Annotated in this window: 20 protein-coding genes and 9 tRNA genes; 27 read left to right on the forward strand and 2 right to left on the reverse strand. The window is 44.6% G+C overall.

Annotated features, from left to right (window positions below; translation table 11 throughout):
- Positions 1 to 145: 145 nt before the first annotated feature.
- The 12 genes from pth to AB4482_RS06470 all read left to right on the forward strand — a co-directional run bounded on the left by pth (position 146) and on the right by AB4482_RS06470 (position 4535).
- Positions 146 to 736, forward strand: a complete 591-nt coding sequence (pth, locus tag AB4482_RS06415) for an aminoacyl-tRNA hydrolase (protein ID WP_004739815.1) — start codon at positions 146 to 148, stop codon at positions 734 to 736.
- A gap of 10 nt (positions 737 to 746) precedes the next feature.
- Entirely contained in the window at positions 747 to 1838 is a 1092-nt protein-coding gene (gene ychF, locus AB4482_RS06420) for a redox-regulated ATPase YchF (RefSeq protein ID WP_010439159.1), read from the forward strand.
- A 280-nt stretch (positions 1839 to 2118) separates the two neighbouring features.
- Positions 2119 to 2195, forward strand: a tRNA-Met gene (locus tag AB4482_RS06425).
- 67 nt (positions 2196 to 2262) lie between these two features.
- A tRNA-Leu gene (locus tag AB4482_RS06430) sits at positions 2263 to 2347 on the forward strand.
- 29 nt (positions 2348 to 2376) lie between these two features.
- Positions 2377 to 2451, forward strand: a tRNA-Gln gene (locus AB4482_RS06435).
- A 77-nt stretch (positions 2452 to 2528) separates the two neighbouring features.
- A tRNA-Met gene (locus AB4482_RS06440) sits at positions 2529 to 2605 on the forward strand.
- A 90-nt stretch (positions 2606 to 2695) separates the two neighbouring features.
- Positions 2696 to 2780, forward strand: a tRNA-Leu gene (locus AB4482_RS06445).
- A gap of 30 nt (positions 2781 to 2810) precedes the next feature.
- A tRNA-Gln gene (locus AB4482_RS06450) sits at positions 2811 to 2885 on the forward strand.
- A 94-nt stretch (positions 2886 to 2979) separates the two neighbouring features.
- A tRNA-Leu gene (locus AB4482_RS06455) sits at positions 2980 to 3064 on the forward strand.
- A 50-nt stretch (positions 3065 to 3114) separates the two neighbouring features.
- Positions 3115 to 3191: transfer RNA gene (locus AB4482_RS06460), tRNA-Met, on the forward strand.
- Positions 3192 to 3246: 55 nt separating this feature from the next.
- Positions 3247 to 3331: transfer RNA gene (locus AB4482_RS06465), tRNA-Leu, on the forward strand.
- A gap of 157 nt (positions 3332 to 3488) precedes the next feature.
- Positions 3489 to 4535 (forward strand): lactonase family protein, encoded by a 1047-nt coding sequence (locus AB4482_RS06470; protein ID WP_372180710.1) that lies wholly within the window; start codon positions 3489 to 3491, stop codon positions 4533 to 4535.
- A 69-nt stretch (positions 4536 to 4604) separates the two neighbouring features.
- On the opposite strand, the gene AB4482_RS06475 is transcribed toward AB4482_RS06470, so the two are convergent.
- On the reverse strand, positions 4605 to 5780 hold the full coding sequence (locus tag AB4482_RS06475; RefSeq protein ID WP_372180712.1) for a 2-octaprenyl-3-methyl-6-methoxy-1,4-benzoquinol hydroxylase: 1176 nt from the start codon (positions 5778 to 5780) through the stop codon (positions 4605 to 4607).
- A 308-nt stretch (positions 5781 to 6088) separates the two neighbouring features.
- Here AB4482_RS06475 and miaB point away from each other — a divergent pair, with 308 nt between their 5' ends.
- The 5 genes from miaB to lnt all read left to right on the forward strand — a co-directional run bounded on the left by miaB (position 6089) and on the right by lnt (position 11821).
- Positions 6089 to 7513: a tRNA (N6-isopentenyl adenosine(37)-C2)-methylthiotransferase MiaB gene (gene miaB / locus AB4482_RS06480; RefSeq protein WP_012603385.1), complete on the forward strand. Its 1425-nt coding sequence runs from the start codon at positions 6089 to 6091 to the stop codon at positions 7511 to 7513.
- A gap of 163 nt (positions 7514 to 7676) precedes the next feature.
- Positions 7677 to 8798, forward strand: a complete 1122-nt coding sequence (locus tag AB4482_RS06485; protein ID WP_372180714.1) for a PhoH family protein — start codon at positions 7677 to 7679, stop codon at positions 8796 to 8798.
- Positions 8799 to 9260, forward strand: a complete 462-nt coding sequence (ybeY, locus tag AB4482_RS06490) for an rRNA maturation RNase YbeY (protein WP_012603383.1) — start codon at positions 8799 to 8801, stop codon at positions 9258 to 9260. It abuts the gene before it with no gap.
- 120 nt (positions 9261 to 9380) lie between these two features.
- Entirely contained in the window at positions 9381 to 10271 is an 891-nt protein-coding gene (gene corC, locus AB4482_RS06495; protein ID WP_012603382.1) for a CNNM family magnesium/cobalt transport protein CorC, read from the forward strand.
- A gap of 32 nt (positions 10272 to 10303) precedes the next feature.
- Positions 10304 to 11821 (forward strand): apolipoprotein N-acyltransferase, encoded by a 1518-nt coding sequence (lnt, locus tag AB4482_RS06500; protein WP_136982348.1) that lies wholly within the window; start codon positions 10304 to 10306, stop codon positions 11819 to 11821.
- Positions 11822 to 11911: 90 nt separating this feature from the next.
- Here the strand turns inward: lnt and AB4482_RS06505 are convergent, their stop codons facing one another.
- A complete protein-coding gene (locus AB4482_RS06505; protein ID WP_017062329.1) occupies positions 11912 to 12382 on the reverse strand; it encodes a zinc ribbon-containing protein in 471 nt (156 codons plus the stop codon).
- A 263-nt stretch (positions 12383 to 12645) separates the two neighbouring features.
- Here AB4482_RS06505 and leuS point away from each other — a divergent pair, with 263 nt between their 5' ends.
- The 10 genes from leuS to ybeD all read left to right on the forward strand — a co-directional run bounded on the left by leuS (position 12646) and on the right by ybeD (position 23600).
- Positions 12646 to 15222 carry a leucine--tRNA ligase gene (leuS, locus tag AB4482_RS06510; protein ID WP_017068503.1) on the forward strand — a complete coding sequence of 859 codons (2577 nt, stop codon included), beginning with the start codon at positions 12646 to 12648 and terminating at the stop codon, positions 15220 to 15222.
- 179 nt (positions 15223 to 15401) lie between these two features.
- Positions 15402 to 16055 (forward strand): LPS assembly lipoprotein LptE, encoded by a 654-nt coding sequence (lptE, locus tag AB4482_RS06515; RefSeq protein WP_372072597.1) that lies wholly within the window; start codon positions 15402 to 15404, stop codon positions 16053 to 16055.
- A 12-nt stretch (positions 16056 to 16067) separates the two neighbouring features.
- Positions 16068 to 17093, forward strand: a complete 1026-nt coding sequence (gene holA / locus AB4482_RS06520) for a DNA polymerase III subunit delta (protein ID WP_372180715.1) — start codon at positions 16068 to 16070, stop codon at positions 17091 to 17093.
- Positions 17094 to 17159: 66 nt separating this feature from the next.
- A complete protein-coding gene (gene rsfS, locus AB4482_RS06525; RefSeq protein ID WP_004735247.1) occupies positions 17160 to 17477 on the forward strand; it encodes a ribosome silencing factor in 318 nt (105 codons plus the stop codon).
- 3 nt (positions 17478 to 17480) lie between these two features.
- Positions 17481 to 17951, forward strand: a complete 471-nt coding sequence (gene rlmH / locus AB4482_RS06530; protein ID WP_017068506.1) for a 23S rRNA (pseudouridine(1915)-N(3))-methyltransferase RlmH — start codon at positions 17481 to 17483, stop codon at positions 17949 to 17951.
- A gap of 6 nt (positions 17952 to 17957) precedes the next feature.
- Positions 17958 to 19850 carry a penicillin-binding protein 2 gene (mrdA, locus tag AB4482_RS06535; RefSeq protein ID WP_017068507.1) on the forward strand — a complete coding sequence of 631 codons (1893 nt, stop codon included), beginning with the start codon at positions 17958 to 17960 and terminating at the stop codon, positions 19848 to 19850.
- A complete protein-coding gene (gene rodA, locus AB4482_RS06540; RefSeq protein WP_017062334.1) occupies positions 19850 to 20971 on the forward strand; it encodes a rod shape-determining protein RodA in 1122 nt (373 codons plus the stop codon). The genes mrdA and rodA overlap by 1 nt, the downstream gene beginning before the upstream one ends.
- A gap of 3 nt (positions 20972 to 20974) precedes the next feature.
- Positions 20975 to 21814: a septal ring lytic transglycosylase RlpA family protein gene (locus tag AB4482_RS06545; RefSeq protein ID WP_048615264.1), complete on the forward strand. Its 840-nt coding sequence runs from the start codon at positions 20975 to 20977 to the stop codon at positions 21812 to 21814.
- Positions 21815 to 21907: 93 nt separating this feature from the next.
- Positions 21908 to 23089, forward strand: coding sequence for a serine hydrolase (locus tag AB4482_RS06550; protein ID WP_017068508.1), 1182 nt, complete (start codon positions 21908 to 21910; stop codon positions 23087 to 23089).
- 232 nt (positions 23090 to 23321) lie between these two features.
- A complete protein-coding gene (gene ybeD, locus AB4482_RS06555) occupies positions 23322 to 23600 on the forward strand; it encodes a DUF493 family protein YbeD (RefSeq protein ID WP_026084358.1) in 279 nt (92 codons plus the stop codon).
- Positions 23601 to 23708: the final 108 nt, after the last annotated feature.

The raw sequence follows: 23708 nt of genomic DNA on the forward strand, positions 1-23708 counted from the left end.
GTATTTTAGGACGAGACACTGAGTAATATTGCACAGCTAGTTATCACAAACAGGAATAATCGCGCAGCTATCAGCTAGCTCGCACCTTTTTCATAAACTGTGATATCATACGGCGCTTTTTGAAATCCCAAGAGAGATCCATACCTTGAGCCAACAAATAAAACTTCTCGTTGGACTGGCTAATCCAGGTCCAGAATACGCCAAAACTCGCCACAACGCGGGTGCTTGGGTAGTTGAAGAATTAGCGCGTGTACATAACGTGACACTAAAGAACGAACCAAAGTTCTTTGGCCTAACGGGTCGTATCATGGTTCACGGTGAAGATCTTCGTTTGCTGATCCCAACTACTTTTATGAACTTGTCAGGCAAAGCAGTTGCAGCCTTAGCAAAGTTCTACCAAATTAAACCTGAAGAGATCATGGTCGCTCACGACGAGTTAGATCTGCCTCCTGGTATTGGAAAGTTTAAAAAAGGTGGTGGTCATGGTGGACATAATGGTCTGAAAGACATCATCAGCAAACAGGGTAACAATAAAGAATTCTATCGTCTTAGATTAGGCATTGGCCATCCAGGACACAAAGATAAAGTTGCAGGTTATGTATTAGGCAAAGCTCCTCAAAAAGAGCAAGAGTGTATCGAGGCCGTCGTTGACGAATCGGTTCGCAGCCTAGACATCTTATTGAAAGATGGCCTACCAAAAGCACAAAATCGCTTACATACGTTCAAAGCAGAATAAGGTTTATATCATGGGTTTTAAATGTGGCATCGTTGGTCTACCAAACGTTGGTAAGTCAACTCTGTTTAACGCACTGACTAAAGCAGGCATCGAAGCAGCAAACTTTCCATTTTGTACGATCGAACCAAACACAGGTATCGTTCCGGTTCCAGATCTACGCTTAGATGCATTAGCAAAAATTGTTAATCCACAGAAGATCCTTCCAACGACAATGGAATTCGTAGATATCGCGGGCCTAGTAGCTGGCGCATCTAAAGGTGAAGGTCTTGGTAACAAATTCCTAGCTAACATCCGTGAAACTGACGCTATCGGTCACGTTGTGCGCTGCTTTGAAAATGAAAACATTGTTCACGTTGCTGGCAAAGTATCTCCAATCGAAGATATCGAAGTGATCAACCTTGAACTTGCACTGGCTGACTTAGACAGCTGTGAGCGTGCAATTCAACGTAACGCGAAGAAAGCAAAAGGCGGCGACAAAGACGCTAAATTCGAAATCACTGTACTAGAAAAGCTACTTCCAGTTCTAACAGAAGGTGGGATGGCGCGTACTGTTGAACTTGGCAAAGAAGAAGCGGCAGCAATCGGCTACCTAAACTTCCTAACGCTTAAGCCAACAATGTACATCGCAAACGTTGCAGAAGATGGTTTTGAAAATAACCCATACCTAGACGCTGTTCGTGAATACGCTGAAAACGAAAACAACGTAGTTGTTGCTGTTTGTGCAGCAATCGAATCTGAGCTTTCTGAACTTGACGACGAAGATCGCGAAGAGTTCCTAGCGGATATGGGTATCGAAGAGCCAGGTCTTAACCGAGTGATCCGCTCTGGTTACGAACTACTGACTCTTCAAACTTACTTCACAGCTGGCGTTAAAGAAGTTCGTGCTTGGACAATCCCTGTAGGTGCAACTGCGCCACAAGCAGCGGGTAAGATCCACACAGACTTCGAGAAAGGTTTCATCCGTGCTGAAGTTGTTGGATTTGATCACTTCATCGAATTTAACGGTGAGAGCGGAGCGAAAGACGCAGGTAAATGGCGCCTTGAAGGTAAAGAATACATTGTTAAAGATGGTGACGTTGTTCACTTCCGCTTCAACGTATAATTCTGATTAAACATCTAGAAAAAAGGCCAGTGAATTCACTGGCCTTTTTGTTTTTCCCCTTTCTAAATTGCCCCTCATCAGAAACTTAACTTCCTATATATATCGCCTTTTAGACCTGTTTTTTGTCGACAAATACGCCTCTTTGCCTAAAAAGAAACCGAACAGATGTTTATTCGCGATTTATTCAAAAAAAAAGTTGACGGGTTTCGCTCAACTACGCATAATGCGCCCCGTTCACAACGAAGCGGCAACGTCTCGAAATGAACGACAATTTGGAAATGGCTACTTAGCTCAGTTGGTTAGAGCACATCACTCATAATGATGGGGTCGCAGGTTCAAATCCCGCAGTAGCCACCATTTCCTAAGCACTCTGTTTGTTATTAAACACATGTTTATTAACGACAAGAGTTTTTAGGAAAGTAAAGCGGTCGTGGCGGAATTGGTAGACGCACCAGATTTAGGTTCTGGCGCCGAGAGGTGTGAGAGTTCAAGTCTCTCCGACCGCACCATATTGAGATGTCTTAAGTGATATCATTGTTGGGCTATCGCCAAGCGGTAAGGCACTGGCTTTTGATGCCAGCATTCCCTGGTTCGAATCCAGGTAGCCCAGCCACAATTTAAAGTGTAATTATCTTTAAAAAGATAATGGCATTGGAAGCGAGATTATATTATATTACTTCGCTCTCAGATGGCTACTTAGCTCAGTTGGTTAGAGCACATCACTCATAATGATGGGGTCGCAGGTTCAAATCCCGCAGTAGCCACCATTCTTTCTTTATGAAAGAAGAACAAACAACGTTATATTGAATCACCAATGTCGATATAACTATACTCTTCGCTAGAGTAAAAGCTTTGCTGCGGTCGTGGCGGAATTGGTAGACGCACCAGATTTAGGTTCTGGCGCCGAGAGGTGTGAGAGTTCAAGTCTCTCCGACCGCACCATTATTTAGATATCTTAAGTGATATCATTGTTGGGCTATCGCCAAGCGGTAAGGCACTGGCTTTTGATGCCAGCATTCCCTGGTTCGAATCCAGGTAGCCCAGCCACTATTTAAACTCTTTGTTTTATTACTTAAGTAGTTAACTAAGAGCACAACGTTACATCGAATCACCAATGTCGATATAACTATAAAGCTTTGCTGCGGTCGTGGCGGAATTGGTAGACGCACCAGATTTAGGTTCTGGCGCCGAGAGGTGTGAGAGTTCAAGTCTCTCCGACCGCACCATTATTTCTCTTTAATTAGAGAACAAATAGTGAATCTATTAGATTTATTATGGCTACTTAGCTCAGTTGGTTAGAGCACATCACTCATAATGATGGGGTCGCAGGTTCAAATCCCGCAGTAGCCACCACTTATACAATGTCTTATTGAAGCACCAATATTCGATATGACTACAAAGATTTGCTGCGGTCGTGGCGGAATTGGTAGACGCACCAGATTTAGGTTCTGGCGCCGAGAGGTGTGAGAGTTCAAGTCTCTCCGACCGCACCATCATTGAATGAAACCCAGCTTTTTAGCTGGGTTTTGTTTTATCTGGAATATGTAAATCTGATAACTCCGTCACCAAGTATTTCTCTCTATCTAATCACTTCATGACTTTTTTATAAGACAATGTCTGCTCCATTTTCTAATTGAGTATGACTGCCCTATGAAAAACCTCACTCTAACGATCGGTTGCTACACAGACACTCCCAGTAAAAGCCAAGGCGTATATCAGGCTCAATTAGACTTGGAAAGCGGAAAGCTATTACCTTTAGAGCTCGTTGCAGAGTGCACTAACCCGTCTTTTGTCGTAGCGACAAAACTTGGCATCTATACCGCGTCTGAAATTGATCAGCCAAAACAGCCGCAGCTGATTCATATTCCTAGCCCTAACTCAAAGACGGTTAAGAACTCCGGTACTATCGCTGGCGGTCACCCCTGTCACATCACGATAGATCCACACAATAAGTTTGCTATCACGTCGCAATACTCATCAGGCACATTCGATATTTTTAGCTTAAGTATCAATGGCAACATCGATAAGCGCCTCAAAACAATCAAGATGGTTGGTTCCGGGCCAAACAAAGAGAGACAAACTAGCCCGCACGCCCACCAATGCCTGTTCTTACAAAACTCGCCACAGTTTGTGACTGTCGATCTCGGCACCGATCGAATCAACTTCTATTGCTTCGATGAAGAACAGGAAGAGTTTCTAGACGAGCCTGTGCAGTCTATTAAAGTGCCAGCCGGCAATGGACCTCGCCATTTAATCTTTAACAAAGCAGAAGACAGAGCCTATGTGATCTGCGAGCTATCTGAATCGATACTTATGTTGGAAAAGGTTTTGGGGGTATGGAATATCGTAGAAGAAATTGATGCGCTTCCCAATATGGAGAAAGGAGAAGCTACGGCTGCGATAAAACTATCGCCGGATGAGCAATTCCTCTATGTATCTTGTCGACACCAATCAAGGATCAGTTGCTTCAGAATCGAGCCGACAACGAAAATGCCTATTTTTATTGATAGCTATAATACTGAAGGCAACTTCCCTCGCGATTTTCATATTACTGACTGCGGACGATGGCTTATCGCAACAAACCAACACTCCAATAGCATCACCTCATTCAAACGAAATAGTGAGGATGGGTCTTTGGTTTATACAGGATACTCTTTAGAGATCGACGCACCGGTTTGCGTTACACAGCAGTTATAGCACTCAGCACCAAACAAAAAAGGAGAGCATCTGCTCTCCTTCTCTATATAGATAATCTGAACTAATAAATTAAAGGCCTAATGCGTATTTCAATACTTGGATTTTAATCGGCCCAGAGTTCTCTGCTAATTTTAGCGCAGCATTACGTGCAAACTTGAGCGGACCAATGTCGTTGCTGAATGTCTTGTAGAAAAAATCCATGCCACTCTGCATCATTAGGTTGTCGCCTCTTCTCATCACTTCATAACGTCTTGCTACAGACTGATTCAATTCACCCTTTTCGTTGGTGATATCCAACAGTACTGATACATCTTTAAAGCCTAAGTTAACACCCTGCCCTGCCAATGGGTTGATCGTATGTGCAGAGTCCCCGACTAAAATACAGTTATTCTTCGAATATGATTGAGCATGACGTCGTGTCAGAGGAAAAGAACCCGAATTCAAGACTTTAATATCACCTAACTCTTTAGGAAAGTGAGAAAGTACTTCGTTACGTAGTTTTTCAGGGGTCATTGCTGACAGTTGCTTAATACGCAGTGGAGAATCATACCAAACTAATGACCCCTGCCCGATTTCTTGACCGTCAGAGGTTAGAGAACACAAAGGCAAAAATGAACGAGGACCACTTGGTAAAAATTGCTGCCAAGTAATATCTTGCTGAGGCTGCTCGGTTTCTACGTTGATAAGCATACAGTGCTGGCGGTAGTCCCAAGCAGTAATACCGATACCAGCTTGTTGACGAACGGCTGAATTGGCGCCATCCGCGCCAATCACCCATTTCGCGGATAGCTCAGCCCCAGATTGAAGCTTAACGATATTGATTTCACCAAACTCAATCTCATCGAGCTTTTCTGGACATAGCAGTTCGAGATTGTCGTAGGCATCAAATTGAGACCATAAACCTAATTGAATGAGTCTGTTCTCAACGATATAGCCCAAACGAGGAAGGTCCAGTGATGCAGCATCAAACCGAGTACGACACTCTGGGTGTTCCCACGTCTCTAAACGCTTATATGAACACACTCGCATCGCTGCAATACTTTGCCATGCACCAAGATCTTCAAGCAACTCGACCGATGCTTGAGAAATCGCTGACACACGAATGTCCATCGTTTGTGACTCATCAAAAGCTTGTGGGGCAAAACCTTCGATTACCGCAACACTCAGACCTTGCTTTGCAAAACCGATAGCTGTTGCTGCGCCAACCATGCCGCCACCGACTACTACAATATCGTAACTGTTCATATTTTGTACTTATCAGTTTGATTCTTTGACTGTTTTTGATTGTACTTTTTCATAACTAACTTGTAACCAAAAACCTTATTCGAAAAAAGGGTTATCCCTTATGGCATATGGCGTTAACGATAATAAAAACCACTACATAAGAGATTTGTTCAGACTACTAGTCAGTCGGTTTTGAAACCAGTACAATACGCCGCTTGCCGCTAGAGCCTGTCATAAAACTGAATACTGAATTATGACATATGGAGCTAGCGGATGAATAATGGGCGATTTGCTCCCTTAAATTAAACTAACGATCGAGCGAACATATAATGAGTAAGAAACTGCTAATTAAAACTTGGGGCTGTCAGATGAATGAATACGATTCATCAAAAATGGCCGACCTGCTTAACGCTGCAAATGGCTATGAGCTAACTGAAGTACCTGAGGAAGCAGACGTACTACTATTGAATACTTGTTCTATCCGCGAAAAAGCACAAGAAAAAGTATTCCACCAGCTTGGTCGTTGGAAAACGCTTAAAGATAAGAAAGAAGGTGTGGTGATCGGTGTGGGTGGCTGTGTAGCGACTCAAGAGGGTGATCACATTCGTCAACGTGCACCTTACGTAGACGTTATCTTTGGCCCACAAACACTGCACCGTCTGCCAGAGATGATTAAATCATCACTGTCTAACGAAAAGCCAGTAATGGACATCTCTTTCCCAGAGATCGAAAAGTTCGATAACCTGCCTGAGCCAAAAGCTGAAGGTGCGACGGCATTCGTTTCTATCATGGAAGGTTGTTCTAAATACTGTACTTACTGCGTTGTACCATACACACGTGGTGAAGAAGTTAGCCGTCCAATGGATGATGTACTGTTCGAAGTGGCTCAACTTGCAGAGCAAGGCGTACGTGAAGTTAACCTACTAGGTCAGAACGTAAACGCATACCGCGGTCCAACACACGAAGGCGATATCTGTTCATTCGCAGAACTGCTTCGTCTTGTTGCTTCTATCGATGGTATCGACCGAATTCGTTTCACAACCAGCCACCCGCTTGAGTTTGGTGACGACATCATTGAAGTTTACAAAGATACTCCTGAACTAGTGAGCTTCCTTCACCTACCAGTACAAAGTGGTAGTGACCGTATTCTTACGATGATGAAGCGTCCACACACGGCTATCGAGTACAAGTCTATTATCCGTAAGCTGCGTAAAGCTCGTCCTGATATTCAAATCAGTTCTGACTTTATCGTTGGTTTCCCTGGTGAGTCTAAACAAGACTTCCAAGATACAATGAAGTTAATTAAAGAAGTTGATTTCGATATGAGCTTCAGCTTTGTTTTCTCTCCTCGTCCGGGTACGCCAGCGGCAGATTACCCATGTGACGTACCAGCACAAGAGAAGAAAGATCGTTTGTACGAACTGCAACAAACGGTAAACACACAAGCTATGCGCTTCTCTCGTCTAATGCTAGGCACAGAGCAACGTATCCTTGTTGAAGGTCCATCAAGAAAGAACCTAATGGAACTTCGCGGCCGTACAGAAAACAGCCGTGTTGTGAACTTCGAAGGTTCTGCAGACCTAATCGGCCAGTTCGTAGATGTGAAGATCACTGAGGTTTACACCAACTCACTACGTGGTGAGCTAGTTCGCACAGAAAAAGACATGGGTCTACGCGTTGTTATGACTCCAGCAGAAATGATGGAAAAAACAAAACGTGAAGACGAGCTAGGTGTAGCGACATTTACGCCGTAGGCAATACAACTGTTTGAGCACAAAGCGCAAACACAAAGCTTGAAATTACCTAACTAAGTGACCATCTTAGAAATAGGGATATCACAATCAAAAGCCCGGTCTAAATCGGGCTTTTTGCTCTTTGTTTTATTTAAGAGCGAGTGGCACAAAATGAGAGGCTAATTTGAGCAATAAAATCGTTACCTTAGAGATAAATCTAGAGCCAGCCGACAACAAGCGCTTGGCTAGCTTATGCGGACCATTCGACGACAACATCAAACACCTTGAGCGTCGTCTTGGCGTTGAGATTAATTACCGAAGCAACTTCTTCACCATCGTTGGTAAGCCTCACACAGCAGCCGCTGCTTTAGACATCATCAAACACCTCTATGTTGAAACGGCTCCAGTTAAAGGCAACATAATCGATATCGAACCAGAGCAAATACATCTGGCGATCACCGAGTCAGGCATTTTGGAGCAACACGTCGAGTCTGAAATTGACTACGGCAAAGAAGTGACCATTAAGACTAAAAAAGGCGTCATCAAACCTCGAACGCCAAACCAAGCACAGTACCTAATGAACATGGTGACTCATGACATCACCTTTGGTATTGGGCCAGCAGGTACAGGTAAAACCTACTTAGCCGTTGCTGCAGCAGTTGATGCACTTGAACGCCAAGAGGTTCGCCGAATCCTACTGACTCGTCCTGCTGTTGAAGCCGGTGAGAAGCTTGGTTTCCTACCGGGTGATTTAAGCCAAAAAGTAGACCCATATTTACGTCCACTTTACGATGCGCTGTTTGAGATGCTTGGCTTTGAGCGAGTTGAGAAGCTGATTGAACGTAACGTAATTGAAGTTGCGCCACTGGCTTACATGCGTGGTCGTACATTGAATGATGCGTTTATCATTCTTGATGAGAGCCAAAACACCACGGTAGAACAGATGAAGATGTTCTTAACCCGTATCGGTTTTAACTCACGCGCTGTGATCACAGGTGATATTACGCAAATCGATTTACCTCGTGGTGCAAAATCAGGCTTACGCCATGCGACTGAAGTGCTCAATGAAGTCGACGACATTAGCTTTAACTTCTTCATGTCTGAAGACGTCGTTCGTCACCCTGTAGTTGCTCGTATCGTCAACGCATACGAGAAGTGGGAAGCAAAAGACCAGAAAGAGCGCAAAGAGTTTGAAAAGCGTAAACGTGAAGAGCGTGAAGCCAAACTTCTTGAGGCTCAGCAGGTAGTTACGACACAATTAGCAACACAAAATAGCTCTGTAATTGCAGAACAAGGTGATAAATAGATGTCTATTGAACTAGACCTGCAATTAGCGGTCGAAAATGAGCAAGGTCTTCCAACTGAGCAAGATATTCAGCTTTGGTTGGACAAGACAATTCCTCAGTTTCAAGAGAACGCTGAGTTGACGGTTCGTATCGTTGATACACAAGAAAGCCACCAGCTCAATCATGAATATCGTGGCAAAGATAAGCCAACTAACGTGTTGTCTTTTCCATTCGAGGCTCCTCCAGGGATCGAGTTAGATCTACTGGGCGACCTCATTATCTGCCGCCAAGTTGTCGAAAAAGAAGCAGAAGAGCAAAGTAAGCCTCTGCTAGCACACTGGGCTCATATGGTTGTACATGGCAGTCTGCATCTGCTAGGTTATGATCATATCGAAGATGATGAAGCTGAAGAGATGGAGTCACTCGAGACAGAAATCATGCAATCTATGGGGTTTGAAGACCCTTACATTCTAGAAAAGTAAATTGATTCTAGTAAAGTAGGTTGCAGAGAAACAATAACTCATCGAACCTGTGATTTTCGCAGGAATCTGAGTTTTAACGTGTGCTATCACACTTCTGATAGCGTTATTTTTTGAGAAATCATGAACGAAGGTAACCCCCCCACTTCTGAGGGAAGTAAAAAATCTGAAGGTCCGAGTAGAAAGTCCTTCTTTGAACGCCTAGGCCAACTATTTCAAGGTGAAGTAAAAGATCGCCAAGAGCTCGTAGATGTAATCCGCGACTCAGAAATTAATGACCTAATTGACCACGACACACGCGACATGCTCGAGGGTGTTATGGAAATTTCAGAGATGCGAGTACGCGATATCATGCTGCCTCGCTCTCAAATGGTTACAGTTGAACGCACAGATGATCTAGATACATTGATTGCGCTCATTACTGATGCTCAACACTCTCGCTACCCAGTGATCAGTGAAGATAAAGACCATGTTGAAGGCATTCTATTAGCGAAGGACCTACTTAAGTATTTGGGTTCAGAAAGTGCTCCATTTGATATCGAACAAGTGATTCGCCCTGTCGTGGTTGTTCCTGAAAGTAAGCGAGTTGATCGCCTGCTTAAGGAGTTCCAAGAAGAGCGTTACCACATGTCTATCGTTGTCGATGAGTTTGGTGGAGTTTCTGGCCTGGTAACCATTGAAGATATCCTCGAAGAAATCGTTGGTGAAATTGAAGACGAGTTCGACGATGAAGAAGAGCTAGATATTCGTAAGCTGAGTAAGCATACCTTCTCTGTAAAAGCTTTAACCACTATTGAAGAGTTCAACGATACGTTTAACACTGCCTTTAGTGACGACGAAGTGGATACGGTAGGCGGCATGGTTATGACAGCACTCGGCCACCTGCCGGTTCGTGGCGAAATTGTAGAAATCGAAAACTACCATTTCAAAATAACATCAGCAGATAACCGTCGTGTGATTCAGCTACAGGTAACCATTCCTGACGAACAGCCTCTTCCGACTATCGAAGAATAACAACTTCTCTCTAAAGAGATGACAGAAATTAGATGACTAATACCTTTATTCATCGCCTATTACGGCCGCTTGCGGCCGTTTTTGTTGGCGCTATAACCACCCTTTCATTCGCTCCATACTCTATATGGCCTCTTGCTATTCTCAGCCCAGCTTTGTTGCTGTTACTGATCCACAACCGCTCTCCTAAAAGTGCGCTTTGGATTGGCTACGCATGGGGTTTAGGTCAATTCACCACAGGTATCAGCTGGGTATACGTCAGCATTGATGGTTTTGGCGGCATGCCACTGGCAGCCAACCTATTTTTGATGGCATTGCTTGTTGGCTACCTAGCCGTTTATTCAGGGCTATTTACCTGGGGTTTGAATAAATTCTTCCCTGCCAATAACCTAAGCCGCTTTTTCCTTGCAGCTCCTGCATTCTGGCTAGTCTGTGATTGGCTGCGTGGCTGGGTAATGACGGGCTTCCCTTGGCTTTGGTTAGGCTACAGCCAAATCGATTCGCCATTGGGTTCATTTGCACCGATTGGCGGCGTAGAGCTAGTAACTTTAGCGATCATTGTTTCAGCCTCTGCATTCACTTATGCGATTGTTAACCGGGCTTGGAGCATCGCTCTCATTCCCGCCGTCGTATTTAGTGCAGGCTTTGGTATTCGCAACATCGACTGGGTCACGCCGAACCCTGAAAAAACCACGTCAGTCGTCTTGATACAAGGCAACGTCGATCAAGACAGTAAATGGCTACCGAGTCATCGCTGGCCAACCATGATGAAGTACACCGACCTAAGCAGAGAAAACTGGGGAGCGGATATCATCATCTGGCCTGAAGCGGCTATTCCAGCATTCGAAGTTGAGATCCCATCTTTCCTACGTAACTTGGATAGCGCAGCGAAGATGAACAACAGTTCGATCATTACCGGTGTGCTGAATCAGTCTGAAGATAAGAAATACTACAACAGTGTTCTTTCTCTCGGTGTGAATCCATACGGTGAGTACAGCTACGATCCAGACGAACGCTACCATAAACACCACCTGTTACCATTTGGTGAGTTTGTGCCGTTTGAAGATATCTTGCGTCCATTAGCACCTTTCTTTAACTTGCCAATGTCATCATTTAGCCGTGGCGACTTTGTTCAACCAAACATAGTGGCAAATGGTCGTCACTTAGCGCCTGCGTTGTGTTACGAGATCATCTTTAATGATCAAGTTAGGCAGAACGTAACCGACGAGACTGACTTTATTTTAACGCTCTCTAACGATGCGTGGTTTGGTCGTTCGATTGGCCCTCTGCAACATATGGAAATCGCACAGATGCGTGCTCTGGAGCTTGGTAAGCCAGTTATTCGCTCGACCAACAATGGTGTGACGGCAGTTACCGATTACAAAGGCAACATCCTCAAACAAGTACCTCAGTTTGAAACGGCAGTGTTAAAAGCTGAACTCATTTCAACGGATGGTCAAACGCCTTATCACACAGTAGGTACTTGGCCACTGTATATCTGGGCGATGCTCAGCTTGGTGATTGGTTGGGTAATTAGAAAGCCAAAAAGCTAGATTCGACGAAAAGTGATTTGAGGGTTGACTGATCGGGTCAACCCTTTTTCATTGCTGTGGTTTTGCGTTGATACGCTATGGTTCAGAAGCTTACGGTTTAAGGGCTTTACGACTAAACCCTTTAGAACCACATTTAATGCATGGAATGATATTGGTTGGGTGGTTATATTCGGTTTGGTGACCACACTCGTCACATACTAAGGTTCCCAAGCCAATGACTTCACCCGCTTGATACAAGCCTTGGTGTTCTAAGTCTTGGAACAGTTCAACCCATTCCACCTTAGTACGATCAGTAATATCCAACAGCCCTTGCCAAATAGAGTCCGCAATCATCAAATAGAATGGACCGCTTTTACTCTCTTCATAGCTTTCGGAAAACTCTTTTAAGTCCGACTTCACGTAGGCAGAGATCAATGAAAGCTCATCTTTAGTCATATCATTAGCTGCTTTCGCAAACTTGCCCGACGTTTCGATTTTGTTGTTGAGCTCTTCAGGGCTATGCTTCAGCGTTTCAATCACCTCTTCGACGACTTCTTCATAGAGCGCTTTTTTCTTCGGCATAACAACCTCCTTAAGATAACCAACCTTTTAGTGAGCAAACGGATGCGCTGCAATGCACTCCCGCTTACAAACAAATGCAATTCATACTCTTAAGTATAGTTGCCCTGCGAAATTCAGTGAAAATTACACAATCTACTAAGCGGCAACTGCAAGTATGAAGGGTATAACTATTGTTGTACTCAGCTCCTTTAGGTATTCTATGACGATCTGTAAGATTCTGTTCTAACCGAACTCACAAATTCCAAGATAACCGGATACCATCGATGCAAGAACAATATAACCCGCAAGAGATTGAACAAAAGGTTCAACAACACTGGGATAACAGCGAGACTTTCGTTGTAAGTGAAGACCCAAACAAAGAAAAATTCTACTGTCTTTCTATGTTCCCTTACCCAAGTGGCCGACTGCACATGGGTCACGTGCGTAACTACACCATCGGTGATGTGGTATCTCGTTTCCAACGTCTACAAGGCAAAAACGTAATGCAGCCAATTGGTTGGGATGCATTCGGCCTACCTGCAGAAAACGCCGCTGTTAAAAACAATACAGCACCTGCACCATGGACTTACGAAAACATTGAGTACATGAAGAACCAGCTTAAGCTTCTAGGCTTTGGTTACGACTGGAACCGTGAATTCGCAACGTGTACTCCAGAGTACTACCGTTGGGAACAAGAGTTCTTCACTAAGCTTTACGAAAAAGGCCTGGTCTACAAGAAGACATCTTCAGTGAACTGGTGTCCAAACGACCAAACAGTACTGGCAAATGAGCAAGTAGAAGACGGTTGTTGCTGGCGTTGTGACACTCCAGTAGAGCAAAAGAAAATTCCACAGTGGTTTATTAAAATCACTGAGTACGCTCAAGAGCTACTAGACGATCTAGACAACCTTGAAGGTTGGCCTGAAATGGTTAAGACCATGCAGCGCAACTGGATCGGCCGCTCTGAAGGTGTTGAGCTATCTTTCGCTGTTAACGGCGAAGAAGCACCATTAGAAGTGTACACAACACGTCCAGATACACTAATGGGTGTTTCTTACGTTGGTATCGCTGCAGGTCACCCTCTTGCAGAGAAAGCATCGAAGAACAACCCAGAGCTTGCTGCATTCGTTGAAGAGTGTCGTAACACTAAAGTTGCTGAAGCTGAACTCGCAACGATGGAAAAGAAAGGTATGGATACTGGCCTAACGGCTATCCACCCTCTTAACGGTCGTGTTGTTCCTGTATACGTAGCAAACTTCGTACTTATGGATTACGGCACAGGTGCGGTAATGGCGGTTCCTGCTCACGATCAACGTGACTACGAGTTCGCAACTAAGTACGGCATCGATATCATCCCAGTAATCAAACCTGAAGATGGTTCTGAACTAGACGTGTCTGAAGCGGCTTACACTGAAAAAGGTGTACTGTTTGATTCTGGTGAATTCGATGGTCTTGCGTTCCAAGAAGCATTCGATGCAATTGCTGCGAAGCTTGAAGCTGAAGGCAAAGGTAAGAAGACAGTAAACTTCCGTCTACGTGACTGGGGTGTATCTCGTCAACGTTACTGGGGCGCTCCAATCCCAATGGTAACCACTGAAGACGGTGAAGTTCACCCAGTACCAGCAGACCAACTGCCAGTCATTCTTCCTGAAGATGTAGTAATGGATGGCGTAACGAGCCCAATCAAGGCTGACAAGTCTTGGGCTGAAACAACATTCAACGGCGAACCCGCTCTACGTGAGACTGACACGTTCGATACGTTTATGGAGTCTTCTTGGTACTACGCACGTTACTGTTCACCGCAAGCAGACGACATTCTAGATCCAGAGAAAGCAAACTACTGGCTACCAGTTGACCAATACGTTGGTGGTATCGAGCACGCTTGTATGCACCTGCTTTACTCTCGTTTCTTCCATAAGCTTCTACGTGATGCTGGCTACGTGACGTCTGATGAACCGTTCAAGCAACTACTATGTCAAGGCATGGTTCTGGCTGACGCGTTCTATCACGAAAACGAAAAAGGCACCAAAGAGTGGATTGCACCGACTGACGTAACGGTTGAACGTGACGGTAAAGGTCGCATCGAAAAAGCAGTCGACGATCAAGGTCGTGAAGTTGAACACTCAGGCATGATCAAAATGTCTAAGTCTAAGAACAACGGTATCGACCCACAAGAGATGGTAGACAAGTACGGCGCTGATACAGTACGTCTATTCATGATGTTTGCATCACCTGCAGACATGACGCTTGAGTGGCAAGAGTCTGGCGTTGAAGGGGCTAACCGCTTCCTTAAACGTGTTTGGAAATTGGTTCACGCTCACTCTTCTAAGGGTGCTGCTGAATCTGTTGATGCTTCTGCGCTATCTGGCGACCAAAAAGCACTTCGTCGTGATATCCATAAAACTATCGCGAAAGTAACGGACGATATCGGCCGTCGCCAAACGTTCAACACAGCAATCGCTGCGATCATGGAATTGATGAACAAGCTAGCGAAAGCACCTCAAGAGTCTGTACAAGATCGTGCAATCCTTGATGAAGCGCTAAAAGCTGTTGTTCGCATGCTTTACCCAATGACGCCACACATCTCTTACGAAATGTGGATTGCACTGGGTGAATCAAACGTAGACTCAGCAACATGGCCAACTTTCGATGAGAAAGCGCTAGTTGAAGACGAGAAAACTATCGTTGTTATGATCAACGGTAAGCTACGTGCGAAACTAACCGTTGCTGCTGATGCAACAGAAGAGCAAGTTCGTGAGCTTGGTCTAAACGATGAGAACGCTAAGAAGTTCCTAGATGGCTTAACTATCCGTAAAGTTATCTTCGTACCAGGTAAGCTTCTAAACATCGTTGCTAACTAATTTCGTTAGCACAATGCAATTGCTAAAGAATTAACGAACTTAATTCATCAAAAGCAGTCTGTAGACAGGGTAGCTAATTGCCCTGTCTACTTATTTAAGCGCTTTAGACTTGAGCCTAACCACTCAAACGAACTAAAGCCTTTAAATAAGTATTCTACCTTCATGAGAGCCATCAAATAATGCGCCTGATTTCACTATCTTCATTGAAAGTTACTGTTGTTGTTTTAACCGTCAGCCTATTAAGTGCGTGTGGTTTCCACCTACGTGGTGATTACTCCGTACCAGAAGAACTCAACAAGATCTCCGTAACCAGTTACGACCAATACAGTACGTTTACACGTATGATGAAAGGCCAACTGCGCATGAATGATGTAGAAATTGTGCCACCAGCTGAAAATACCCCTAACCTGCACATCATTAGCGAGAGTGTTGGTGAGCGTACTTTATCGCTATACCAAAATACTCGTGCCGCCGAAATTGAGCTAACATTTAACGCTTCATACCGAGTAACGATCCCAGATCTTGGCTCAAAAACGTTCTCAACCAGTGTTACCCGTAGTTACCTAGATAACCCGCTAACAGCCCTCGCAAAGTCGGTTGAACGCGACATGATCGAAGATGAAATGCGCAAGCTAGCAACTAGCCAAATCCTTCGCCAAATGGCGCGCCTAAAAGCCAACATCGCTGCAGACAGTATGGACCTTGAAGCACTAGAACACGTTCAAGTAAAAGAGCTTGAAAAGCAATACAACATCAAGAATGTTGAGATTGACGACGTTGAAATCGAACCAAGCACAGAACAACAACCAGAGCTCAGCGAATCTGCTCAATAATAGGTTTATTTGATGCGTATTTTTGCTGACCGCTTACCAGAACAGCTTGCTAAACAACTGAGCAACGTTTACCTGATCTTTGGTAATGAGCCACTGCTATTACAAGAAAGCAGAGAAGCGATTCAAAAAGCGGCTAAACAACAAGGTTTCGAGGAACGTCACCGCTTTGCGATTGATAACAGTATGGACTGGAACCAAGTCTATGACTGTACTCAAGCGCTAAGCCTGTTTTCTAGCCGTCAGGTCATCGAGCTTGAACTGCCAGAGTCAGGCGTCAATGCCGCAATAGCGAAAGAGCTACTCGCAATCTCCGAGCATATCCACAGTGATATCTTGTTAATCTTGGTGGGCACTAAGCTCACCAAAGCTCAAGAAAGCGCTAAGTGGTTTAAGGCTCTTTCGAATCAGGGTCACTGGGTCAGTTGCCTAACGCCAGATGTCAGCAGGCTACCTCAATTTGTTCAAGCACGCTGCCGTCAAGTCGGGTTGTCGCCAGACCCTGAAGCGATTCAAATGCTGGCGCAATGGCATGAGGGTAACCTGTTTGCACTCACACAAAGCCTCGAAAAACTGGCACTTCAATATCCAGATGGAAAGCTAACCTTAGTGCGCTTAGAAGAATCGCTGAGCCGCCACAACCACTTCACTCCATTCCATTGGAGTGATGCCCTATTGGCAGGGAAAGGAAATCGAGCACAACGAATCCTGCGTCAGCTAGAAGCTGAAGGTGTCGAACCCGTCATTTTATTACGTAGCATACAACGAGAGCTTGCTCTGCTATTACAAATGCAGCAACAAATGAAACAGATGCCGATTGGTCAGGTCTTCGAAAAACACCGTATCTGGCAATCTAAAAAGCCTCTTTATAACGCCGCGCTAACAAGAGTTTCGATTTCTCAATTACACTCTTTGTTCGCGTTGCTCACTCAAGCTGAATTGATGACAAAAACTCAATATGAGCAGTCGCCTTGGCCACTAATTCATCAGTTAAGCGTAGAGTTTTGTATCCCTTCAGCTTCAATACCATTCCACGCATAAAAGCGTGTTATATTCTAGGGTCAACAAGCCCTAAACAAAGCTAAATTCAGATTAAAGGAACACCCAGTGTTACGTGAAGAACTAAAAGATTTTCTTGCAGACAAAGCCGACGACATGAAAGCAGAATCGATTGTAACTATCGATGTAGAAGGCAAATCAAGCGTTACTGATTACATGATTGTTTGTACTGGCACCTCTAAACGCCATGTTGCCTCTATTGCACAGCATGTTGCTGATGAAGTGCGTAAAGCGGGTATGCAACCTCTAGGTATGGACGGTCAGCAAGAAGGTGAATGGGTTGTTCTAGATATGGGCACAAGCATGCTTCACGTTATGCAAGAAGAGCATCGTGAGCTGTACCAACTAGAAAAACTTTGGGGCTAAGCTTTGAAGATCCAGTTAATCGCAGTTGGCACAAAAATGCCAAAGTGGGTTGAAGAAGGGTTTCAAGAATACAAACGCCGCTTCCCTCACGATATGCCATTAGAGCTCATTGAAATTACTGCAGGAAAGCGCGGTAAAAATGCAGATATTGCACGCATTCTTCAAAAAGAAGGTGAAGCGATGCTGGCTGCAGTTCCAAAAGGCAACCGTATTGTCACGCTCGATATCCCAGGTAGAAAGTGGGATACACCTCAACTTGCTGAGCAATTAGAAAGTTGGAAGCTGGATGGACGTGACGTATCTATCCTAATTGGCGGGCCTGAAGGATTAGCACCTGCATGTAAAGCGGCCGCAGACCAAAGTTGGTCTCTGTCTGCGCTTACTCTCCCTCACCCATTAGTACGCGTTATCATGGCTGAAAGCTTGTATCGAGCTTGGAGCATCACTGCTAACCACCCTTATCATCGAGAATAAGCGTTAATGTTACGTAAACGTAGCCAAATCCGCGATTACAAAGCAGAAGCACGACTATTTACTAGCCGTGCTTTTGTTGCGTTTGCGGGGATCATTGTCATGATGTCGATGTTGGTTGTTAACCTGTACAACATTCAGGTCAATCAATACCAAGACTATAAAACTCGTTCTAACGACAACCGTATCAAGGTCGTTCCGATCGCCCCTAACCGTGGTTTGATTTACGATCGCAACGGTATACTTCTTGCCGAAAACCGTCCTGTTTTCAATCTAGAAATCATACCCGAAAAAATTAAAGATATGGATGACACGCTTGCTCGTCTGCAAGCATTAATTGAGATCCCGCCAGAGCGTATCGAGCGCTTTAATCGTGATCGTCGTAATTCACGACGCTTTAAATCAGTACCTATTCTTAATCAACTGTCTGAAGAACAAGTTGCCGTCTTCTCTGTAAACCAACACAAATTCCCAGGTGTTGAAGTTACGGGAACTTTGAAGCGTTTCTACCCTTACGGTGATGTGCTCACTCACGTAATAGGCTATGTATCGCGCATCAATGACCGTGATATGCAGCGCTTGATGCGAGAAGAAAAAGACGCCAATTACCAAGCTACACGTGATATCGGTAAGTTGGGTATTGAGCGTTATTACGAAGATATGTTGCACGGTACAGCTGGCTACCAAGAAGTCGAAGTTAACAGTCGTGGACGAGTGATTCGTACCCTCAAATTTGTCCCTTCGGTTCCAGGCAAAGATATCGTACTTAACTTAGATATCAAGCTACAGCTATACGTACATAAGTTACTTGATGGCCGCCGTGGTTCAGCTATCGTTCTCGATCCGAAAGACAATGGCGTGTTAGCCATGGTATCGAGCCCAAGCTACGACCCAAACGCATTCGTGCATGGTATCTCGTCTAAAGGCTATAACGCGCTACTTCAAGACAAAAACCGCCCTTTGGTTAACCGTGCCACGCTAGGGATTTACCCACCAGCATCGACGATCAAACCCTTCATTGCTGTTGCTGCTCTGCAAGAAGGTGTTATTACACCAAACACTACGCGCAATGACCCAGGCTATTGGAAGATACCAAACTCAAAAACGAGACCATTCCGTGACTGGTTGCGTTGGGGACACGGTGTCGTGGATATAGAAAAAGCGATTGAAGAGTCGGTGGATACCTTCTTTTACCAAATTGCTTATGATCTCGGCATTGATCGCATATCCAAATGGATGATGATGTTCGGCTTTGGTGATTATACTGGCATCGATATCTACGAAGAAAGCAAAGCCAATATGCCAACTCGTGATTGGAAGATGGCCAGACACCGTGTGCCTTGGTATCAAGGTGATACTATTCCAGTTGGTATTGGACAGGGCTACTGGACTGCAACACCCATGCAGATTGCAAAAGCCACATCAGTTTTGGTCAATGAAGGTGAAGTAACCGCACCTCACCTACTTCGTTCAACCATTGATAACGGTCGTCCATTCGATGAACAAATCATGTCGGACATTGAAACTTACCCACCGCTAACCGGGGTTAAGAAGAAGTATTGGGATATCGCTCAGGAAGGTATGAGGCTGGCTAACCACGGTAAAAAAGGCACGGCAAGACGTTCATTCCAGAAAATGTCTTACCAAACCGCTGGTAAATCGGGTACCGCGCAGGTATTCGGCTTAAAAGAAGATGAAGAGTACAACGCGGATGAAATCGCAGAGCACTTACGCGATCACGCCCTCTTTACGGGTTACGCGCCTTTTGAAGATCCTGAAGCCGTCGTGACTATCGTTCTAGAGAACGCAGGTGGCGGTTCTTCTAACGGCGGCCCAGTAGTAAGAAGGATTTTAGACCATATTATCCTTGCAGAAGATTATCAAAGTGAGCCAATTAAATAATGAAACTTGATCCTTCAACTGGACGAAATAGAGCCCTATTCGAAAGGCTGCATATCGACCTGCCGCTATTGCTCGGCATTCTGGTTTTAATGGGCTTTGCCCTACTGATCATGTACAGCGCAAGCGGACAAAGCCTTGCGATGATGGATCGCCAGGCGATGCGCATGGCTCTGTCTTTAGGTGTGATGATCTTCCTAGCGCAAATCTCACCTCGCACTTATGAAACCTTGGCACCACTGCTATTTGTAGGTGGTGTCATCTTGCTATTGGGCGTGTTGTTCTTTGGTGAAGCCTCTAAAGGCGCCCAGCGTTGGTTAAACTTCGGCTTTGTTCGATTCCAACCGTCAGAGCTATTAAAGCTCGCGGTGCCTTTGATGCTGGCACGATTTATCGGTAAGCGCTCACTTCCACCAACATTCCAAACATTAGCGATCTCGCTAGTGATGGTGTTTGTACCAACGATTCTAATCGCAAAGCAGCCTGACCTAGGTACATCTATCCTTATCGCCGCATCTGGTATCTTCGTGATATTCCTGGCTGGTATCAGTTGGAAAATCATTGCTAGCGCGGCAATCGCATTAGGGGCATTTATCCCAATCCTATGGTTCTTCTTGATGCGTGAATATCAAAAAGTGCGTGTTAGAACCCTTTTTGATCCTGAATCAGATCCATTAGGTGCGGGTTACCACATCATTCAAAGTAAGATTGCGATAGGTTCGGGTGGTATATCAGGAAAAGGTTGGCTGCAAGGCACTCAATCTCAATTAGAATTCATTCCAGAGCGCCACACCGACTTCATTTTTGCGGTCATCGCCGAAGAATGGGGCATGATCGGTATCTTGTTCTTGCTTGCGATCTACCTGTTTATTATTGGACGTGGCTTAGTGCTTGCGAGCCAAGCTCAAACCGCATTCGGTCGAATGATGGGCGGAAGTATTGTACTGAGCTTCTTCGTTTATATTTTTGTAAACATTGGCATGGTAAGTGGCATTCTACCTGTAGTTGGTGTTCCTCTTCCTCTAGTCAGTTATGGCGGTACTTCAATGGTTACCCTTATGGCTGGTTTTGGTATTTTAATGTCGATACATACACACAGAAAAGCATTCTCAAAGGCGACCTAATCGATGTCTATTACAACGTTTCAAAAAAAAGCATCCTTGGTTGAAGAACTGCCAATCAAAAAAATAGTCTCTATCTTGGGGCTAGCGATTTTAATCAATGGTTGTTCTTCAAAGCAGCCAACAGGCCGCTACGATATTGATTCAGATATTGCACCAGACGCACCGATCTCAGTAGAGCATCTCGAGGATGCTCACCCTCAGTATGAACCTTATAGTTTAGGTGGTAACACGGATTACACTTTACGTGGCGAAGACTACAAGATCGTAAAGAAGACCGAAGGGTTTACTGAGAAAGGCAAAGCCTCTTGGTACGGTAAGAAATTTCATGGCCACTTAACGTCGAACGGCGAGATCTACGACATGTATTCGATGTCTGCGGCGCACAAAACATTGCCAATTCCAAGCTATGTAAAAGTGACGAATACTGACAACAACAAAACGACAATTGTTCGTATCAATGACCGCGGCCCATTCCATGAAGGCCGAATCATTGACCTTAGTTATGCGGCAGCTTACAAGCTCGATGTGTTGAGAACCGGCACGGCAAATGTTGAGATTGAAGTCATTACTGTGGCTATGCCAACCGACGCAAATAAAAAGGCTGCTTTACCGCAATTTATTATTCAAGTCGCAACATCTCCACATGAAGATAGGACCGAAAAGTTAGCGAAAGATCTAGCCGAAAAGCTAGAAGTAGCAACGTTCTTGCAGCCAAATGATGACAACTACCGTCTGATGATTGGGCCATTTCATGACTATGCTCTGACTCAAGAGAAATTAGAACAAGTTAAGCTAATGGGTTACCCGTCAGCTTATATAAAAAAACACACCCTAACTCGCTAATTAATCTAACAGTTACTTCTGGTAATCAGCGCTCTGGTGTGACAGAGTGATTCTGTTAATATATGAATAGTTCACCAAATAATTGCATTCAAAATGATTAAATCTAATAAACTTGTTAAATCGATTTTTGCTACTTCTGTTGCTCTTTCTGCAACGATAGCTACATCGTCATTCGCCGCTCCTATTGTTGTTCCTGATGCACCTCAAATCGCCGCTAAAGGTTTTGTTCTGATGGATTACCATTCAGGCAAAGTACTAGCAGAGAAAGAGATGAATACTCAGCTTTCTCCAGCAAGTTTAACCAAGATGATGACGAGCTACGTGATCGGCCAAGAGCTCGACCGTGGCAACATCAACCTAAACGACGATGTTGTAATCAGTGAAAATGCTTGGGCTAAAAACTTCCCAGATTCATCTAAGATGTTCGTTGAAGTGGGCACTACGGTTAAAGTTGAAGAATTAAACCGCGGTATCATCATTCAATCAGGTAACGACGCATGTGTTGCTATGGCTGAACACATCGCTGGCTCTGAAGATGCATTCGTTGACCTAATGAACGCTTGGGCAAGCTCTATCGGCATGAAAGACACGCACTTTGCTAACGTGCACGGTCTAGACAACCCGAACCTATACTCAACGCCTTACGATATGGCGCTACTTGGTCAGGCGCTGATTCGCGACGTACCAGACGAGTACCGTATCTACTCAGAGAAGAAATTCACATACAACGGCATCACCCAATACAACCGTAACGGTCTGTTATGGGATAAGAGCATGAACGTTGATGGCATCAAAACGGGCCACACAAGCAATGCAGGTTACAGCCTAGTAAGCTCAGCGACAGAAGGCAAAATGCGCCTAGTGGCTGTAGTTATGGGCACCAAGAATGCGAATGCTCGTAAAACAGAAAGCAAAAAACTGCTTAGCTACGGCTTCCGCTTCTTTGAAACAGTGGCACCACACACAGCCGGTGAAACCTTCGTAGAAGAGAAGATCTGGATGGGTAGCAAGGACACAGTTGCACTGGGTGTCGACGAAGATACTTTCGTAACGCTACCTCGTGGTCAAGCTAAGAACCTGAAGGCAAGCTTCGTTCTTGAGAAAGAGCTAGAAGCGCCAATCAGCAAAGGCGATGTAGTTGGTAAACTATTCTACCAAGTAGACGGTGAAGACGTTGCTGAATACCCACTACTAGCACTTGAAGATGTAGACCAAGGCAGCCTATTCAGCCGTCTATGGGACTACCTAGTTCTTCTGTTCAAGGGTTTATTCTAAACAAGCAAAAGGTTTGTTCTAGGTAAAACCCAAGCTTGTTGTATAGCTAACCTAATGAGTAAGTTCATGATTTACTCATTAGCGAACCAAAAGCCGCCATGTGCGGCTTTTGTTGATCTTGAGTTCGGCGATATTTACACGTAATATTCCGCATTATTACTCGTGTCTGTTGACCGAACACGCTTTTTATCGACTTTTCGCCACTTTGCGAGAGTCTAGCCTTTTGGAGCTAATCATGAACATCAATTCTGATGCAAAACTAAAAGACCTCTTAGAGTTCCCTTGTTCATTCACTTACAAAGTAATGGGCCACGCTAAGCCAGAACTGACTGAGCTAGTACTAGAAGTGATCCAGCGTCATGCTCCTGGTGACTACAGCCCAACGCTAAAACCAAGTGCGAAAGGTAACTACCACTCTGTTTCTATCAATATTACTGCGACTTCAATTGAGCAAGTAGAAACTCTTTATAAAGAACTGGGCGAGATCGAAATCGTTCGTATGGTTCTGTAATCTCCGATTACACATGAAAAACAGCGGCTTATTGCCGCTGTTTTTGTTTAAAGCACCCTATCTAGCTCAAATTCATTCAACTTAATTTTCAATAAATACAAAGAAAGT

This window comes from Vibrio sp. 10N.222.55.C7, assembly GCF_041473335.1.
Taxonomy (GTDB): domain Bacteria; phylum Pseudomonadota; class Gammaproteobacteria; order Enterobacterales; family Vibrionaceae; genus Vibrio; species Vibrio crassostreae_C.